This window comes from Pseudomonas sp. PDM32 (assembly GCF_019219225.1).
Taxonomy (GTDB): domain Bacteria; phylum Pseudomonadota; class Gammaproteobacteria; order Pseudomonadales; family Pseudomonadaceae; genus Aquipseudomonas; species Aquipseudomonas laurylsulfatiphila.
The window spans coordinates 535,588-550,735 of sequence record NZ_JAHUWE010000002.1; the positions used below are offsets into that span (position 1 = coordinate 535,588).

At 61.5% G+C, this 15,148-nt stretch carries 17 protein-coding genes; all 17 read right to left on the reverse strand.

Annotation, left to right across the window (positions count from 1 at the left end; translation table 11 throughout):
* Positions 1–134: 134 nt before the first annotated feature.
* Positions 135–1,274 (reverse strand): flagellar biosynthesis protein FlhB, encoded by a 1,140-nt coding sequence (flhB, locus tag KW846_RS06000; protein WP_218481608.1) that lies wholly within the window; start codon positions 1,272–1,274, stop codon positions 135–137.
* A 3-nt stretch (positions 1,275–1,277) separates the two neighbouring features.
* Positions 1,278–2,060 (reverse strand): flagellar biosynthetic protein FliR, encoded by a 783-nt coding sequence (gene fliR, locus KW846_RS06005; RefSeq protein WP_218481609.1) that lies wholly within the window; start codon positions 2,058–2,060, stop codon positions 1,278–1,280.
* 3 nt (positions 2,061–2,063) lie between these two features.
* Positions 2,064–2,333, reverse strand: a complete 270-nt coding sequence (fliQ, locus tag KW846_RS06010) for a flagellar biosynthesis protein FliQ (RefSeq protein ID WP_056721593.1) — start codon at positions 2,331–2,333, stop codon at positions 2,064–2,066.
* Entirely contained in the window at positions 2,330–3,088 is a 759-nt protein-coding gene (gene fliP / locus KW846_RS06015) for a flagellar type III secretion system pore protein FliP (protein WP_218481610.1), read from the reverse strand. The genes fliQ and fliP overlap by 4 nt, the downstream gene beginning before the upstream one ends.
* On the reverse strand, positions 3,088–3,543 hold the full coding sequence (gene fliO / locus KW846_RS06020) for a flagellar biosynthetic protein FliO (RefSeq protein ID WP_218481611.1): 456 nt from the start codon (positions 3,541–3,543) through the stop codon (positions 3,088–3,090). Before fliO ends, fliP begins: the two co-directional genes overlap by 1 nt.
* A complete protein-coding gene (gene fliN, locus KW846_RS06025; protein ID WP_015096241.1) occupies positions 3,544–3,990 on the reverse strand; it encodes a flagellar motor switch protein FliN in 447 nt (148 codons plus the stop codon). It abuts the gene before it with no gap.
* Between the two features lie 66 nt (positions 3,991–4,056).
* Positions 4,057–5,025 (reverse strand): flagellar motor switch protein FliM, encoded by a 969-nt coding sequence (fliM, locus tag KW846_RS06030; protein WP_015096242.1) that lies wholly within the window; start codon positions 5,023–5,025, stop codon positions 4,057–4,059.
* 9 nt (positions 5,026–5,034) lie between these two features.
* Positions 5,035–5,538, reverse strand: a complete 504-nt coding sequence (fliL, locus tag KW846_RS06035; RefSeq protein WP_218481612.1) for a flagellar basal body-associated protein FliL — start codon at positions 5,536–5,538, stop codon at positions 5,035–5,037.
* 208 nt (positions 5,539–5,746) lie between these two features.
* Positions 5,747–7,105: a flagellar hook-length control protein FliK gene (locus KW846_RS06040; RefSeq protein WP_218481613.1), complete on the reverse strand. Its 1,359-nt coding sequence runs from the start codon at positions 7,103–7,105 to the stop codon at positions 5,747–5,749.
* A 100-nt stretch (positions 7,106–7,205) separates the two neighbouring features.
* Positions 7,206–7,505 carry an Hpt domain-containing protein gene (locus KW846_RS06045; protein WP_218481678.1) on the reverse strand — a complete coding sequence of 100 codons (300 nt, stop codon included), beginning with the start codon at positions 7,503–7,505 and terminating at the stop codon, positions 7,206–7,208.
* A gap of 84 nt (positions 7,506–7,589) precedes the next feature.
* A complete protein-coding gene (locus KW846_RS06050) occupies positions 7,590–9,296 on the reverse strand; it encodes a fused response regulator/phosphatase (RefSeq protein ID WP_218481614.1) in 1,707 nt (568 codons plus the stop codon).
* 5 nt (positions 9,297–9,301) lie between these two features.
* The gene (locus KW846_RS06055) at positions 9,302–9,601 is read right to left on the reverse strand and encodes an STAS domain-containing protein (RefSeq protein WP_218481615.1); all 300 of its coding nucleotides are present in this window, start codon (positions 9,599–9,601) and stop codon (positions 9,302–9,304) included.
* Between the two features lie 138 nt (positions 9,602–9,739).
* Positions 9,740–10,189: a flagellar export protein FliJ gene (fliJ, locus tag KW846_RS06060; RefSeq protein ID WP_102699429.1), complete on the reverse strand. Its 450-nt coding sequence runs from the start codon at positions 10,187–10,189 to the stop codon at positions 9,740–9,742.
* A gap of 6 nt (positions 10,190–10,195) precedes the next feature.
* Positions 10,196–11,554, reverse strand: a complete 1,359-nt coding sequence (fliI, locus tag KW846_RS06065; RefSeq protein WP_007975340.1) for a flagellar protein export ATPase FliI — start codon at positions 11,552–11,554, stop codon at positions 10,196–10,198.
* A complete protein-coding gene (gene fliH / locus KW846_RS06070; protein ID WP_218481616.1) occupies positions 11,544–12,341 on the reverse strand; it encodes a flagellar assembly protein FliH in 798 nt (265 codons plus the stop codon). The genes fliI and fliH overlap by 11 nt, the downstream gene beginning before the upstream one ends.
* A gap of 4 nt (positions 12,342–12,345) precedes the next feature.
* Positions 12,346–13,365, reverse strand: coding sequence for a flagellar motor switch protein FliG (gene fliG / locus KW846_RS06075; RefSeq protein WP_007983391.1), 1,020 nt, complete (start codon positions 13,363–13,365; stop codon positions 12,346–12,348).
* Positions 13,358–15,145, reverse strand: a complete 1,788-nt coding sequence (gene fliF / locus KW846_RS06080; RefSeq protein ID WP_218481617.1) for a flagellar basal-body MS-ring/collar protein FliF — start codon at positions 15,143–15,145, stop codon at positions 13,358–13,360. Before fliF ends, fliG begins: the two co-directional genes overlap by 8 nt.
* Positions 15,146–15,148: the final 3 nt, after the last annotated feature.

The window sequence follows — 15,148 nt, forward strand, 5'->3', positions numbered from 1 at the left end:
GCAAAGGCTTGAAATAGAGGTTTTCGCGGGTAAAAAAGATCGCAGCCTTCGGCAGCTCCTACAGGTTCACGCCGATCTCATGCAGGAGCTGCCGAAGGCTCGGGCCGCGTTCGGACGATCTTTTGATTTTCAGATCAGGAATCGCGGCGCAAATCCGGCGGAATCGGCAAGTCATCCTTGAGCGGATCAGGCCGCTTGCCCTTGCCCGCCCGGTACTGTCGAATCTGATAGACGTAGGCAAGTACCTGCGCAACCGCCAGATAGAGCCCGCCGGGGATTTCCTGCTCCAGCTCGGTGGAGTAGTAAATCGAGCGCGCCAGCGCCGGTGACTCCAGCAACAGGATCTCGTTGGCCGCGGCGATCTCGCGGATCTTCAAGGCCAGGAAGTCGGTGCCCTTGGCCAGCAATACCGGCGCACTACCCTTTTCCGGGTCGTACTTGAGCGCCACGGCGTAGTGCGTCGGGTTGGTGATGACCACGTCGGCTTCGGGAATGGCGGCCATCATCCGCCGCTGAGACATCTCTCGCTGCAGCTGTCGAATCCGCTGCTTGACCTCCGGCCGGCCCTCCGTATCTTTGTGCTCATCGCGCACTTCCTGCTTGGTCATCAGCAGTTTCTTGTGGCTTTCCCAGAGTTGCACCGGCACGTCCACCGCAGCGATCAGGATCAGCCCGCACGCCATCCACAACGTACTCCAGCCCACCACTTGCAGACTGTGAATGATCGCCATGTCCACGGGCTCATGGGCGATGCGCAGCAGGTCATCGATGTCCGACGACAGTACCGCCAGCGCCACGAACAGGATGATGATGAACTTGGCCAGGGCCTTGAGCAGCTCGACCAAGGACTTGGTCGAGAACATGCGCTTGAGGCCGGGACCAGGGTTCAAGCGGCTGAACTTGGGCGCCATGGAACCCGCCGCGAACAGCCAACCACCCAGGGAAATCGGACCGATGATGGCGGCCAGCACCAACGCAATCATCACCGGCTGGATCGACCACAGGGCAATTTGCCCCGAGCGCATCAGGTAGGTGGCCATGGAGCGCTGATCCAGGATCACTTCCCGCGGCAGCGAGAAGTTGATGCGCATCAGCTCCATCATGTCCTGTGCCATGGCGCCGCCAAAAATCAGCAGCGCCGAGGCACCGACCAGCATGATCGCCAGGGTATTGAGTTCCTTGGACCGCGCTATCTCACCCTTTTCACGGGAGTCCCGCTTGCGCTTCTCCGTGGGGTCTTCTGTCTTGTCCTGACCGCTTTCGCTCTCGGCCATGGCTCAGCTCGCCCGTGCCAGTTCGCGTAACAACTGCAAGGCCTCGGTGGCCAACGGCTGATACTGGTTGAGAATGTCCGCCAGCCCGACCCAGACAATGAAAAGCCCAAGCAGCAGGATCAGCGGGAAGCCCACAGAGAAAATATTGAGTTGCGGTGCCGCCCGGGTCATCACGCCAAACGCGATGTTGACCACCAGCAACGCGGTGATCGCCGGCAGCACCAGCAACAACGCCGAGCCGAGTACCCAGCCGAGCTTTCCGGCAAGCTCCCAGTAATGGTTAACCATCAGGCCGCCCCCCACCGGCAACGTAGTGAAACTCTCGGTGAGGATCTCGAACACCACCAGATGGCCGTTCATGGACAGGAACAGCAGCGTCACCAACATGGTGAAAAACTGCCCGATCACCGCCGTCGATACACCGTTGGTCGGGTCGACCATGGAGGCGAAGCCCATCCCCATCTGGATGGCGACGATTTGTCCGGCCACCACAAAGGCCTGGAAGAACAGCTGCAAGGAAAACCCCATCACCGCGCCGATGAGGATTTGCTCGGCGATCAGCAACAGCCCGCTCAAATCCAGGGCATTGACCGGCGGCATCGGTGGCAGGCCCGGCGCGATAACCACGGTAATGGCCAAGGCGAAATACAAGCGGATGCGCCGAGGCAGCAGGGTCGTGCCAAACACCGGCATGACCATCAGCAGTGAGCCGACACGAAACAGCGGCAACATGAATGTCGCCACCCAAGTACTGATCTGCGTATCGGTCAGCGCTAGCAGTGACATGGTTTAGCCGATGACCTGAGGAATACTGCCGTACAGTTGCAGGATGTAATCCATGAAGGTCTGCACCAGCCACGGACCGGCCACGATCAGCGTCACCAGCATCACGAGCAGGCGCGGCAGGAAGCTCAGGGTCTGTTCGTTGATCTGGGTGGCGGCCTGAAACATCGCCACCAGCAGGCCGATCAGCAGACTCGGAATCACCAGCACCGCCACCATCATGGTGGTCAACCAAAGCGCTTCGCGAAAGATGTCGACCGCTACTTCCGGCGTCATGGCGAGACACCGCCGAAGCTGCTGGCCAAGGTGCCAATGATCAAGGCCCAGCCATCCACCAAGACGAACAACATGATCTTGAACGGTAGGGAAATGATCAGCGGGGAGAGCATCATCATACCCATGGCCATCAGCACACTGGCCACGACCAGGTCGATGATCAGGAACGGAATGAAGATCATGAAGCCGATCTGGAACGCCGTTTTCAGCTCGGAAGTCACGAAGGCCGGTACCAGGATGGTCAACGGCGCCTGATCCGGTGTGGCGATGTCAGTGCGCTTGGACAGGCGCATGAACAGCTCCAGGTCGCTGGTGCGGGTCTGGGCGAGCATGAAGTCCTTGATCGGCACCTGCGCCTTGGCGACCGCATCCTGAGCCGTCAGCTTTTCCGCCAGATAGGGTTGCAAGGCGTCCTGGTTCACCCGGTCGAACACCGGCGCCATGATGAACAGGGTCAGGAACAGCGCCATGCCGGTGAGGATCTGGTTCGACGGCGTCTGCTGCAGGCCCAGGGCCTGGCGCAGGATCGAGAAGACAATGATGATCCGGGTGAAGCTGGTCATCAGCATGACAAACGCCGGGATAAAACTCAGCGCGGTCATGATCAACAGGATTTGCAGGCTGACCGAGTATTCCTGCGCACCCTGCGCATTGGTGCCCAGGGTGATGGCCGGGATCGACAGCGGATCGGCGGCGAATGCCAGCGGTGCGGCCAGCATCAGGGCCAGCGTCAAGATGATGCGTAGCGCACCCATTACTTCTTATCCTTCTGATCTTTACCCAGCATCTCCAGCAGGCGCTGTGCAAACTCCGGCGTCGGCTTCTCGGTGCTCGGCACCTGCACCGGCTCCTTGAGGACGTGCAGCGCAGTGATGCTGCCAGGGCTCAGGCCAAGCAGAATCTGCTCGTTGCCAACCTGCACCAGCATCAGGCGGTCGCGAGGCCCCAGCGCGCGGGAGCCGACGATCTCGATCACCTGCCCCTTGCCGGCCGGACCGGCCTGCTGGACCCGACGCAACAACCAGGCGAGGAGAAAGATCAGCCCGAGCACCAGCAGCAGGCCGAATACCAGTTGCGTCAGTTGGCCACCCACCCCGCTGCTCACCGCCGGCGCGGCAGCCGCGGCCGCCGTTGCAACCGGTTCGGCCGCCAGCACGCTGAACGACATGGCCAGCGCGCCCCCGACCACAGCCCCGAGAAACTTTTTCACTCAGCGCAGCTTCTTGATGCGTTCGCTTGGGCTGATCACGTCCGTCAGGCGGATGCCGAACTTCTCGTTGACCACCACCACTTCGCCGTGGGCGATGAGCGTGCCGTTGACCAGCACGTCCAGCGGCTCGCCGGCCAGGCGATCCAGTTCGATCACCGAGCCCTGGTTCAGTTGCAGCAGGTTGCGGATGTTGATGTCGGTGCTGCCCACTTCCATGGAAATCGACACCGGGATATCGAGGATCACGTCCAGGTTCGGGCCTTCGAGGCTCACCGGATCGTTGTTTTTCGGCACGCTGCCGAACTCTTCCATTGGCAGGCGGTTGGACGCCGAATTGCCGGAATCGGCGGCAAGCAATGCGTCGATGTCGGCCTGACCGGCATCACCGGTTTCTTCCAGGGCTGCGGCCCACTCATCGGCCAGGGCCTGGTCGTCTTGCGTGTTCATATTGTCAGTGTCCTCGGCGAGCAAAAGTTCAGAATTCGGTTAATCACAAATGAGTAGGAGCGGCGGTCAACGGCGCTCGATCGGCTCGATCACTTGCAACGCCAGGTTGCCCTTGTGCGAACCCATCTTGACCTTGAAGGCCGGCACACCGTTGGCGCGCATGATCATTTCTTCCGGCATGTCGACCGGGATCACATCCCCCGGCTGCATGTGCAGGATGTCGCGCAGGCGCAACTGACGACGGGCCACCGTCGCACCGATCGGCACGTCGACGTCCAGCACGTCCTGGCGCAGGGCGTTGACCCAGCGCTCGTCCTGGTCGTCGAGGTCCGACTGGAAGCCAGCGTCGAGCATCTCGCGCACCGGCTCGATCATCGAGTACGGCATGGTCACGTGCAGGTCGCCGCCACCGCCATCGAGTTCGATGTGGAAGGTCGACACCACAATGGCCTCGCTCGGGCCGACGATGTTGGCCATGGCCGGGTTCACTTCGGAGTTGATGTACTCGAAGTTGACTTCCATGATCGCCTGCCAGGCTTCCTTCAGATCGACGAACGCTTGCTCCAGCACCATGCGCACCACACGCAGTTCGGTCGGGGTGAATTCACGCCCTTCGATCTTGGCGTGCCGGCCGTCGCCACCGAAGAAGTTGTCCACCAGCTTGAACACCAGCTTGGCGTCGAGGATGAACAGCGCGGTGCCGCGCAGGGGTTTGATCTTGACCAGGTTGAGACTGGTCGGCACGTACAGCGAGTGCACGTATTCGCCGAACTTCATCACCTGCACGCCACCCACCGCTACGTCCGCCGAACGACGCAGCATGTTGAACATGCTGATGCGGGTATAACGAGCGAAACGCTCGTTGATCATTTCCAGGGTCGGCATGCGTCCACGGACGATGCGATCCTGGCTGGTCAGGTCGTAGCTTTTGACGCTGCCGGGTTCGGCAGCGTTTTCGGTCTGTACCAGACCATCGTCGACGCCATGCAACAGCGCGTCGATCTCATCCTGGGACAGCAGGTCCTGCACGGCCATGTCGTGTTCCTACTGCAGTACGAAATTAGTGAAAAGCAACTGTTCGATCACCACTTTGCCGAGCTCTTTCTGCGCCACTTCCTGGACGCTGGCGGTGGCCTTCTGCCGCAGCATTTCCTGGCCGACCGGCGACGCGAGGGTCGCAAAGTCCTGCCCGGAGAACAGCATCACAAGGTTGTTTCGGATCACCGGCATGTGGACCTTGAGCGCTTCCAGATCCACCTGGTTGCGCGCGAGCATGGTGATGCTCACTTGCATGTAGCGCTGGCGGCCGTTCTGGTTGAAGTTGGCCACGAAAGCCGGCGCCATCGACTCGAAAATCGCTGGCTGCTTGCCGGCGGGAGCGGTTTCCACCACCGCAACGGCAGGTTTGTTCTGAGCGCTGTGCATGAAGTACCAGGTCGCGCCCACGGACACACCGATCGCCAGCAGCAGGGCCACCACGATCAGGATGATCAGCTTGAGTTTGCCTTTGGTTGCGGGGTCTTTTACTGCTGCGTCGCTCTTCGCCATGCCAATAATCCGTCACTATTCGGGTTTTCACAGTCGCACGGCAAGGCAAGAGCAAGTGTTATGCCAGAACGGCTGGAGGGGAAATGGGCTGCGGCTGGTTGAAGCCGGAAATCAAAAGATCGCAGCCTTCAGCAGCTCCTACAGGATGTACACATTCCAATGTAGGAGCTGCCGAAGGCTGCGATCTTTCAGAGGGCGCCACGAATGATCAGGCGTAATAATCGACTGCGCTTGAACCAATAACGCTGGTCACGCTGGCCGCCACTTCTGCGACCGATGGCGCATGCTCATCATCCATTGAGTCGATACGGCCGCCGCTGGCGCTGGACCGTCCGGTCTGGCTTTGCCGGGCTTGGTCTTGCCCTTGTTGGGAACCACGGGACTGGTCCGAAACGTTGACATCGACCTGACCCATGCCCTGCTGCGCAAACATATCGCGCAAGCGATGGACCTGGCTGTCCAGCGCCTCACGGACACCCGGATGCGCACTCATGAACGTGACTTGGGTCTGCTGATCGGGAACCATGTTCACCCGAATGTCCAGACGCCCCAGTTCAGCGGGTTGCAACTGGATGTCCGCGGCCTTGAGGTTGGCGCTGGACAGGTACATGACCCGGTTCACCACTTCTTCGGTCCAGCCGCTCTGGTGCATGGCGATCGGCTGGTTCATCGGCAAGGCATTGGCTGTCTTAGGTGTGGCCGCCTGGGTCAGCGCGGTCAGACGGTTGGCGAAATCATCGACACGGGTGTCGCTGCTGGCAGATTTGAGATCCTTCAGACCGTCGTCGATCAAGCCGCTGAAGGCCTTGTCGTCACCTTTCCCGGCACCGTCCTTGTCGGCCTGAATATCCAGCATGGTCGCCATGCCGGCGGCAAAGTTTTGCGCCGACGTCAGCTCACCGTCAGCCTGGGCTTGCGCCTGTGTCGGTGCGGCCTTTTGCTGCGCCTGACTGGAAGCCGACACGTGACCGCTCTGCTCCATCGCCAGGCGTAACGCCGGCAGGGCGTCGAGTGGATCGGCCTCGGGATCGAAGTCGCCGTCAGCGCTGGTCGGCGTCGGAACGCTTGTAGCCGCGATCGCCGCAGCAACCGGCACTTCAACCGTTGGCGTCACCGCATCGGCTACTGCAGGCGCTGCTGGCGCTGACACCACGGGCTGTATGGCTTGCTGCAATGCAGGATCAAGCGCCGGATCAACCGGCGCGGCATCGACGAACTGAGCCGGGTCGGCCTCTGACGCATCTTCGCCGGCGGTCTTGTCGTCAATCTGCACCGATTGGTCGGCAGGCAGGGATTTGCCGCCATCGGCAACCACCGGTTCCTCGGCGGCAGACTTGTCGTCGCTTGCGTCCTTCTTTGCGCCGACACCGGAGGCTTTGTCACGATCAGGCTTGAGCGGAGCATCCGCCAACGCATTGGACTTGTTTTGGGCCTGATTGGCGTAGACATGAGCGAAGCTTGCGGCCTTGTCCCCGGGCTCTGCGGCCACTGCCGGGGGATTGGCGGAGGCAGCCTGAGTCTTGGCCTGTCTGGTGGCCTGAAGCAGAATATTGGGGGTAACGGGCATGAAACGATCTCCGCTGCACAGGGCTCGTAAGTACAGTTGGGTTAGATAACTGCAAAGGTCGAGCCAGTTTCACTCGATAGAGACCAAAAGCAGCGCTTGCTCAGATTTTCGCCGGGCAACGCTGTCGCTCAGCTTCATACAGAGGGCGGATACCGGCGAATTCGCGGTCGATTTTGCCGACCAGTTCCAGAACGGCCGCGCACGGCAAACTGGTGGCCTGCTGCTCAAGCTGGCGGCAGAGCTCGGTCAGCCTGAGGGCGCCCATGTTACTACTGCTACCCTTGAAGCTATGGGCGGTTTCAACGAGCAGTGCGGCACTGTCAGCCGCTCTCAAGACTTTCAGGCGCTCTTCGGAGTCCGCAAGAAAGATATCCAGCAGATCCGGATAACCCTCTTCCATCACTTCCCGCAATGCACTCAGCACGTTGCGATCCACATGTGTGTCGTCGTCCACTTGCTCACTCCTTGATCAAGAATGCGCGGATTATGCCAGAGCCTCCCAGATAAACTCCACGCGTGCACTTCGACCATTGTCGGTCCAGCGGGCATTACGCCCCAACTGTCGGATCAGACTGATCCCTCGTCCCGACAGGCGGATGGCGTCCAAAGGCCTTTCCATCACCCGCTCGACATCGAACCCTTCGCCGCTGTCTTCGACCTGAATTGTCAGGCAACCGCCGTCGTCTGTCGGTGTCACCTGCAAATGGACCCGCACGTAGCCTTCCTGCAGCTCCCCGAGTCGGGCATTGCGCTCTTGATAATATCGCGCAAAACCCGAGGCATTGCGCTTGAGGCTCGAATCCAGTCCCAGCACGCCGTGTTCCAGCGCGTTGGAATAAAGCTCCGCCAATACACTGTAGAGCGCACCGCTCTGAGCCCGCAGGCCATGCACCTCAAGCAGCAACTGCAGCAGATAGGGCAAGGGATTGAATCGCTTGAGCGTGGCGGCGCGGAACTCGAAGCTTACCGACCAGTCCAGCGGGCAGGACTGGCCGCTGTCGGAGTAGACCAACGCCGGCGGCGTGATCTGCTCCGGCTCCAGCAGGCTGATTTCGACCATGCTGACATCGTCGCGTGCCTCACCACCGAAATCGCGCAGCGCCTGCTCGATCTCTTCGAACAGCGCATCCGGCTGACGATTGGCGGCGAACAACTGCTGCAATCGCTGCACGCCAAACAACTGTTCATTGGCGCCGCAGGTGTCGATCACCCCATCGGACAAGAGGAACACCCGATCCCCGCGCGCCATGGGAAACACTTCGGTGCGCTCATCGAAGGATTCCGGGCTCAGCACCCCCAAAGGCAGGTGCCGCGCCGGCAGAGGCGTACGCTCGCCACTGGCAATGCGATGCAGGTAACCGTCGGGCATTCCACCGTTCCAGACCTCCACCGAACGACGCTGAAAACTCAGGCACAGCATCGTGGCACAGCAGAACATGTCCACCGGCAGGATGCGCTTGAGCTTGGCATTCATTTCGCGCAGGGTTTCCGCCAGGCCATAGCCCTTGGCGGTCATCCCGTAAAAGACTTCGGCCAGGGGCATGGCGCCCACGGCTGCCGGCAGACCGTGGCCGGTGAAGTCGCCCAGCAATACGTGCATGTCGCCGGCCGGTGTGAACGCGGCCAGCAACAGGTCGCCGTTGAACAGCGCATAGGGTGATTGCAGATAACGGATATTCGGAGCGGCGTTCAGGCAACCGGCGTGCGCCACCTTGTCGAAAACCGCCTTGGCCACGCGCTGCTCGTTGAGCAGGTAGTCGTGGTGCCTGGCGATCTGGTCACGCTGTTGCAGAACGGTGTCCTGCAAGCGCCGCAAGCGATCCATCGCCTTGATCTTGGCCGCGAGAATCACCTGGTTATAGGGTTTCGCCAGAAAGTCGTCACCGCCGACCTCCAGACAACGGGCCAGCGCCTCGCTTTCGGACAAGGACGTGAGGAAGATGATCGGCACCAGGGTTTCCCCGGCCAGGGCCTTGATTTGCCGGGCCGCCTCGAAGCCGTCCATGACCGGCATCATCGCATCCATCAACACCAGGTGCGGTTGTTGCTCGCGAAACGCGTCGACCGCTTCGGCACCGTTGGCCGCCGTCAGCACTTGGTGCCCCTGGCGGCGCAGGATGCTCGCCAACAGCAGGCGATCGGCGGCGCTGTCCTCGGCAATCAGGATCGTCAGCGGCTCCAGTGGCTGCATGGCAATCAACTGATGTCGAACAGTTTGTCGAAGTTGGAGATGGCGAGGATTTTGCGCACGTCGGTACTGCTGTTGACCACGCGGATGTCGGAGTCATCGCCACCGGCGTGATCGCGCAGCAAAAGCAGCATGCCCAGGGCCGAGCTGTCGAGGTAAGTGGCGTCTTTCAGGTCGACCACCACCGCCGATAGCTCCTTATCTTCGTAGGACTCACGAAATTCCTGATGTTTGGCGAAATCGAAACGCCCCTTGACCGAGATCGTCAGCTTTTGCCCATCGGGGGAGACTTCTGTAACAACTGGCATGTCATGGCTTCCTTGTCATTTGTAAACCTGCTTGTACAAGGTTTAGCAGTTGGTAGAGGTTGGGGCAAGGCTGGAAGCGGCGCGAATCCTGTGGGAGCGTGGCCTGCCCGCGATGAACGATAACGCGGTCCACCCGATTCAATACTGATCCTGCCGTGGCAAGCGCTGGGACAGTTCATCGAGCAATTTCTGTTCGCGCCGGTCTTCGAGCGCCCGCGCCTCATCGGCATAGCGCTGAACCAGCTTGCGCAGGCCTTCGACCCGGGCAAATGCCTGCTGCCAGGTTTCCCGGGCCTTGTTCAGGTTGTTTTGATGCCAGGCCAGGCTTTGCCGCTGCTGGTCGATGGCCGTGCCCAGTTGCGCCAGGAAGCCCTGATAACCCAGCAACCATTGGCCCGAGACGCCGCCGCTGCCGCGTACGATCCATTGCTCCTGATAGTCGAGGCGGAAGGCTTCGAGATCGGCGAGCTTGCTTTCCGCCAGGCGAACCTGCCCTTGAAAGTGCCCCAGGCGCTGGACCGCGGTTTTCTCGGCCTTTTCGGCCATTTCCACCACCGGCGCCAGCCTGCCTGCCCGACTCTGGGCCATGACCGCTTACCCGCCCGCCGCGGGCGCGAAGATCGAGGCGAGATACGCTTCGCTTTCACCCAGGCTGATGCTGTCGTTGAGGCCCTGGCGCAGGTATTTGACCAGTTGCGGTTGCAGGGAAATCGCCAGGTCGGTCTCGCGATCGCCGCCGGCGACATAGGCACCGACGCTGATCAGGTCACGACTCTGCTGATAACGCGACCACAGCTGCTTGAAGTATTGCGCACGGGTCATGTGCTCCGGCGACACCACCGCCGGCATGACCCGGCTGATGGACGCTTCGATATCGATGGCCGGGTAATGCCCTTCCTCTGCCAGGCGCCGGGACAACACGATGTGCCCGTCGAGCACACCCCTTGCCGAGTCGGCAATCGGGTCCTGCTGGTCGTCGCCTTCAGACAGCACGGTGTAGAACGCGGTGATCGAACCGCCGCCCTTCTCCGCGTTACCGGCACGCTCCACCAGTTTCGGCAGTTTGGCAAACACCGATGGCGGATAGCCCTTGGTCGCCGGTGGTTCGCCGATGGCCAGGGCGATTTCCCGCTGGGCCTGGGCAAAACGGGTCAGGGAGTCCATCAGCAACAGGACATTCTTGCCCTTGTCGCGAAAATATTCGGCGATGCGCGTGCAGTACATGGCGGCGCGCAATCGCATCAGCGGCGCATCGTCCGCCGGGGACGCCACGACCACTGAACGCTTGAGTCCTTCTTCACCAAGGATGTGCTCGATGAACTCCTTGACTTCACGACCCCGCTCACCGATGAGACCGACGACGATAATGTCGGCCTCGGTAAAGCGCGTCATCATCCCCAGCAACACCGATTTACCGACACCGGTACCGGCAAACAGGCCGAGTCGCTGGCCGCGGCCGACCGTCAACATGCCGTTGATGCAACGGATGCCCACGTCCAGCGGTTCGCTGATCGGCTCGCGCTTGAGCGGGTTGATGGTCGGGCCGTCCATCGGCACCCAGTCTTCGGCCTTCATCCCGCCCTTGCCGTCCAGTGCGCGACCGGCACCGTCGAGCACCCGTCCGAGCATGCTCATGCCCATGGGCAGGCGACCGGTATCGGCCAGGGGTACCACTCGGGCGCCGGGTGCGATACCGGCGACACTGCCGACCGGCATCAGAAAGACTTTGCTGCCAGAGAAGCCCATGACCTCGGCTTCCACCTGCACCGGGTGATAGCTGTCGTCATTGATGACCATGCAGCGGCTGCCCATGGCGGCGCGCAGGCCTTCGGCTTCGAGGGTCAGGCCGACCATGCGCAGCAGGCGGCCTTCGAGGATCGGTGCGCCCTCCAGTCCCGTGGCCTCGGCGTAGCTGCCCAGGCGTTTGGCGAAACTGGTGCGTTCAAGGCGCATCAGATGCATCCGGTTCTGGCGCGGCAGCAGGCTTGCTGTCGATCGGCAGTTCCAGGCTCAAGTCCGGCGCAGCCGGGTGCAAGGCCTGCTCGTGCAACTGGTCGAACAGCTTGTCCATCACCCGCGCGACGCGGGTTTCCACCGTGGCGTCGATACGGCTGTGTTCTGTCTCGACCCGGCAACCGCCCGGCAACAACGACTCGTCTTCGACGATGCGCCAGGTTTCTTCATGGCGTTCGCGCAGGGCTTTGACCTGTTCGAAATCCTGCGGGTTGATGTACAGCCGCACATTGCCCACGCCCAACGGCAAGAGCTTCAGCGCCTCGCGCATGACGTGTTCGATCTGCGTCGAGTCGATGGCCAGTTCGCGCTGGATCACCTGCCTGGTGATGTGCTGCACGAGGTCGACCAGGGACTTTTCGATCTGGGTGTCCTGTTCGGCGATGGGCTCGAACAGATGGCTCATCAATTGCTCCAGCGCCGCGACCTTGGCGGTCAGGGCCACTTCGGCTTCCTGGCGGACCTTGAGCGTGGTGCTGTGGAAACCTTCTTTCTCACCCACCGCGAAACCTTCGTTGTAGGCTTCCTGGCGAATGCTTTCGAGTTCTTCGAGGGTCAGCGGCTGGACTTCCTCCAGCGGCACTTCCTCCATTTCCGGCGGCTCGGGTTCCGGCTCGGGCTCGGGCTCGGGTGCAGGCGGGTCGAAACTGGGCAGCGCCCAGGTATCGAAGCCACTGACATCCCTGGCCCGGATCAGGTCAGTGGGTGCATCATCATTCTTGACCATGGTGTTAGATCATTTCCTCGCCGCCCTTGCCGCCGAGAACGATTTCTCCGGCTTCGGCCATACGGCGGGCGATGGTGAGGATTTCCTTCTGCGCGGTTTCCACATCGCTGACGCGCACCGGGCCCTTGGCTTCCAGGTCGTCGCGCAACAGTTCGGCGGCACGTTTGGACATGTTCTTGAAGATCTTCTCCTTGACGCCTTCGTCCGAACCCTTGAGGGCCAGCACCAGCACATCGGAGGACACCTCGCGGAGCAGCGCCTGGATGCCGCGGTCGTCGACATCGGCCAGGTTGTTGAACACGAACATGAGGTCTTCGATCTGACCGGACAGGTCTTCGTCGACTTCGCGGATCGAATCCATGAGCTGGCCTTCGATCGAGCTGTCGAGGAAGTTCATGATATCCGCCGCCCGCTTGATGCCACCCAGGGTGGTGCGCGAGGCATTCGAGTTGCCGGAGAACTGCTTCTCGAGAATCTGGTTGAGTTCTTTCAGGGCCGCCGGTTGCACGGTGTTCAGCGAGGACACGCGCAGGATGATGTCCAGTCGCACCTTGTGGTCGAAGTTGCCGAGTACTTCACCGGCCTGGTCCGGATCGAGGTAGGCCACCACGATCGCCTGGATCTGCGGGTGCTCATAACGGATCACGTCGGCGACGGCGCGCGGCTCCATCCATTTCAGGCTGTCGAGGCCGCTGGTGTTGCCACCGAGCAGGATGCGGTCGATCAGGCCGTTGGCCTTGTCTTCGCCCAGGGCCTGGGTGAGCATTTTGCGCACATAGTCGTCGGAGCCGACGCCCAGGCTGGTCTGGTCGCCGACGATATCGACGAACTCGCTCATCACCTGCTCGACCTGCTCGCGGTGCACATTACCCATCTGGGCCATGGCCACGCCCACGCGCTGAACCTCTTTGGGGCCCATGTGGCGCAGCACCTGGGCCGCGTCGGTGGAGCCCAGGGACAGCAACAGGATTGCGGCTTTGTCGACCTTGGACAGTTTGGCGGCAACGGCTCGGTTATCACTCATCTGCGTTAATCCACTCTTTCACGACCTGGGCCACACGACCCGGGTCTTCGGCCACCAGACTCTTGATTGCGTTCAACTGAGCGTCATAACCCTCGCTCGGGCTCGGCAGCAGAATGCTGGTCGGACCACCGAGACTGACACGGTCGTTGGCCAGCTCACCATCCAGACCGCCCATGCCACCCAACTCGACGTCGCTGCCGATACCGACCAGCTGCTTGCCTTTGCCACCACCGGTGATGTTGTTGAGCACCGGACGCAGCACACCGAACACCAGCACCAGAATGAACAGCACACCCAGCACTTGCTTGACGATGTCCCAGAACCACGGCTGGGAGTAGAACGGAATATCGGCAATCACCTCACCGCGCTCGGCGGAGAACGGCATGTTGATCACACTGACGCTGTCGCCACGGCTGGCGTCGAAACCGACGGCGTCCTGCACCAGGCGTGTGAAGCGCGCCAATTCATCGGCGGTCCACGGCGCACGGGTGGTTTCCCCGTTGGCCGGGTTGATCTTGACCTGATCATCGACCACCACCGACACCGACAGGCGATTCAACCGGCCCTGCTGCTGCTTGGTGTGACTGATGGAACGGTCGAGTTCGAAGTTCTTGGTCGATTGTTGACGCTTGTCCGCAGGGTACGGAGCAAGCATCGGCTGGCCGGTGGCCGGGTCCATGATTTGCTGGCCATTGGCATCAACCAGTGGTTGACCTGGCTGCACCATGCCAGCTGCACCCGGCGTGCCGCCCGTGGTTTGCGGCGCGGAGGCCGGCGATGGCGGCTGGTTGCTCAAGGCACCCGGCACGCCTTGCGGACCGTTGCTGGCGGTACGTTGTTCGTTGACCGACTGCTCGCTACGCAACGCCGGTTGATCCGGATTGAACTGCTCGGAAGTCGACTCGACCGCACTGAAGTCCACATCGGCGGACACTTCGGCTTTGTAGCGATCGTTGCCCAGCACTGGCTGCAGGATGTTGTGCACGCGCTGGGTGAGCATGCTTTCCATGCGACGGCTGTAGTCGAACTGCTTGCCGGCCATGGTCAGTTCGGAGTTCTCCGCCTGATCCGAGAGCAGGTTGCCCTTCTGGTCGACGACGGTGATCTGCGACTTGCTGAGTTCGGGAACGCTGGTCGCCACCAGGTTGATGATCGCCACGACCTGGCCTGGCTCGAGGGAGCGACCGGAATAGAGTTCGACCAACACCGAAGCGCTCGGCTTGCGCTCGTCGCGCACGAACACCGAACTCTTCGGGATCGCCAGGTGCACGCGGGCACCCTTGACGTTGTTCAGGCTGGAAATGGTGCGGGCCAGTTCGCCTTCGAGGCCGCGACGATAGCGGGTCGCTTCCATGAACTGGCTGGTACCGAGCCCCTGTTCCTTGTCGAGGATTTCAAATCCGATGTTGCCGTCGCTGGGAGTGACACCAGCGCCCGCGAGCTTGAGCCGCGCACGGGACAGGTCATCGGCCTTGACCAGCAAGGCACCGGAGTTGGGTTCGACGGTGTACGGAATATCGGCGGAGGCCAGGGTATCCATGACCTGCTTGGCGTCCATGCCGGCAAGGCTGCCGTACAGAGGCCGGTAGTCCGGCTGTTGAGACCACAACACCACGGCAAAACCAATCGCCACGCTCGCCGCCAGACCGACCAACAGGCCCACCTGACGCAACATGGTCATCTCGGAGAGGTTCTCCAGGAAGGACAACCCGAACAGCGGCGGTTTGCCGTCTATTGGAGTGGCCTTGGCCGGAACATTATCGGCGACTGCTTCTGCCATGAC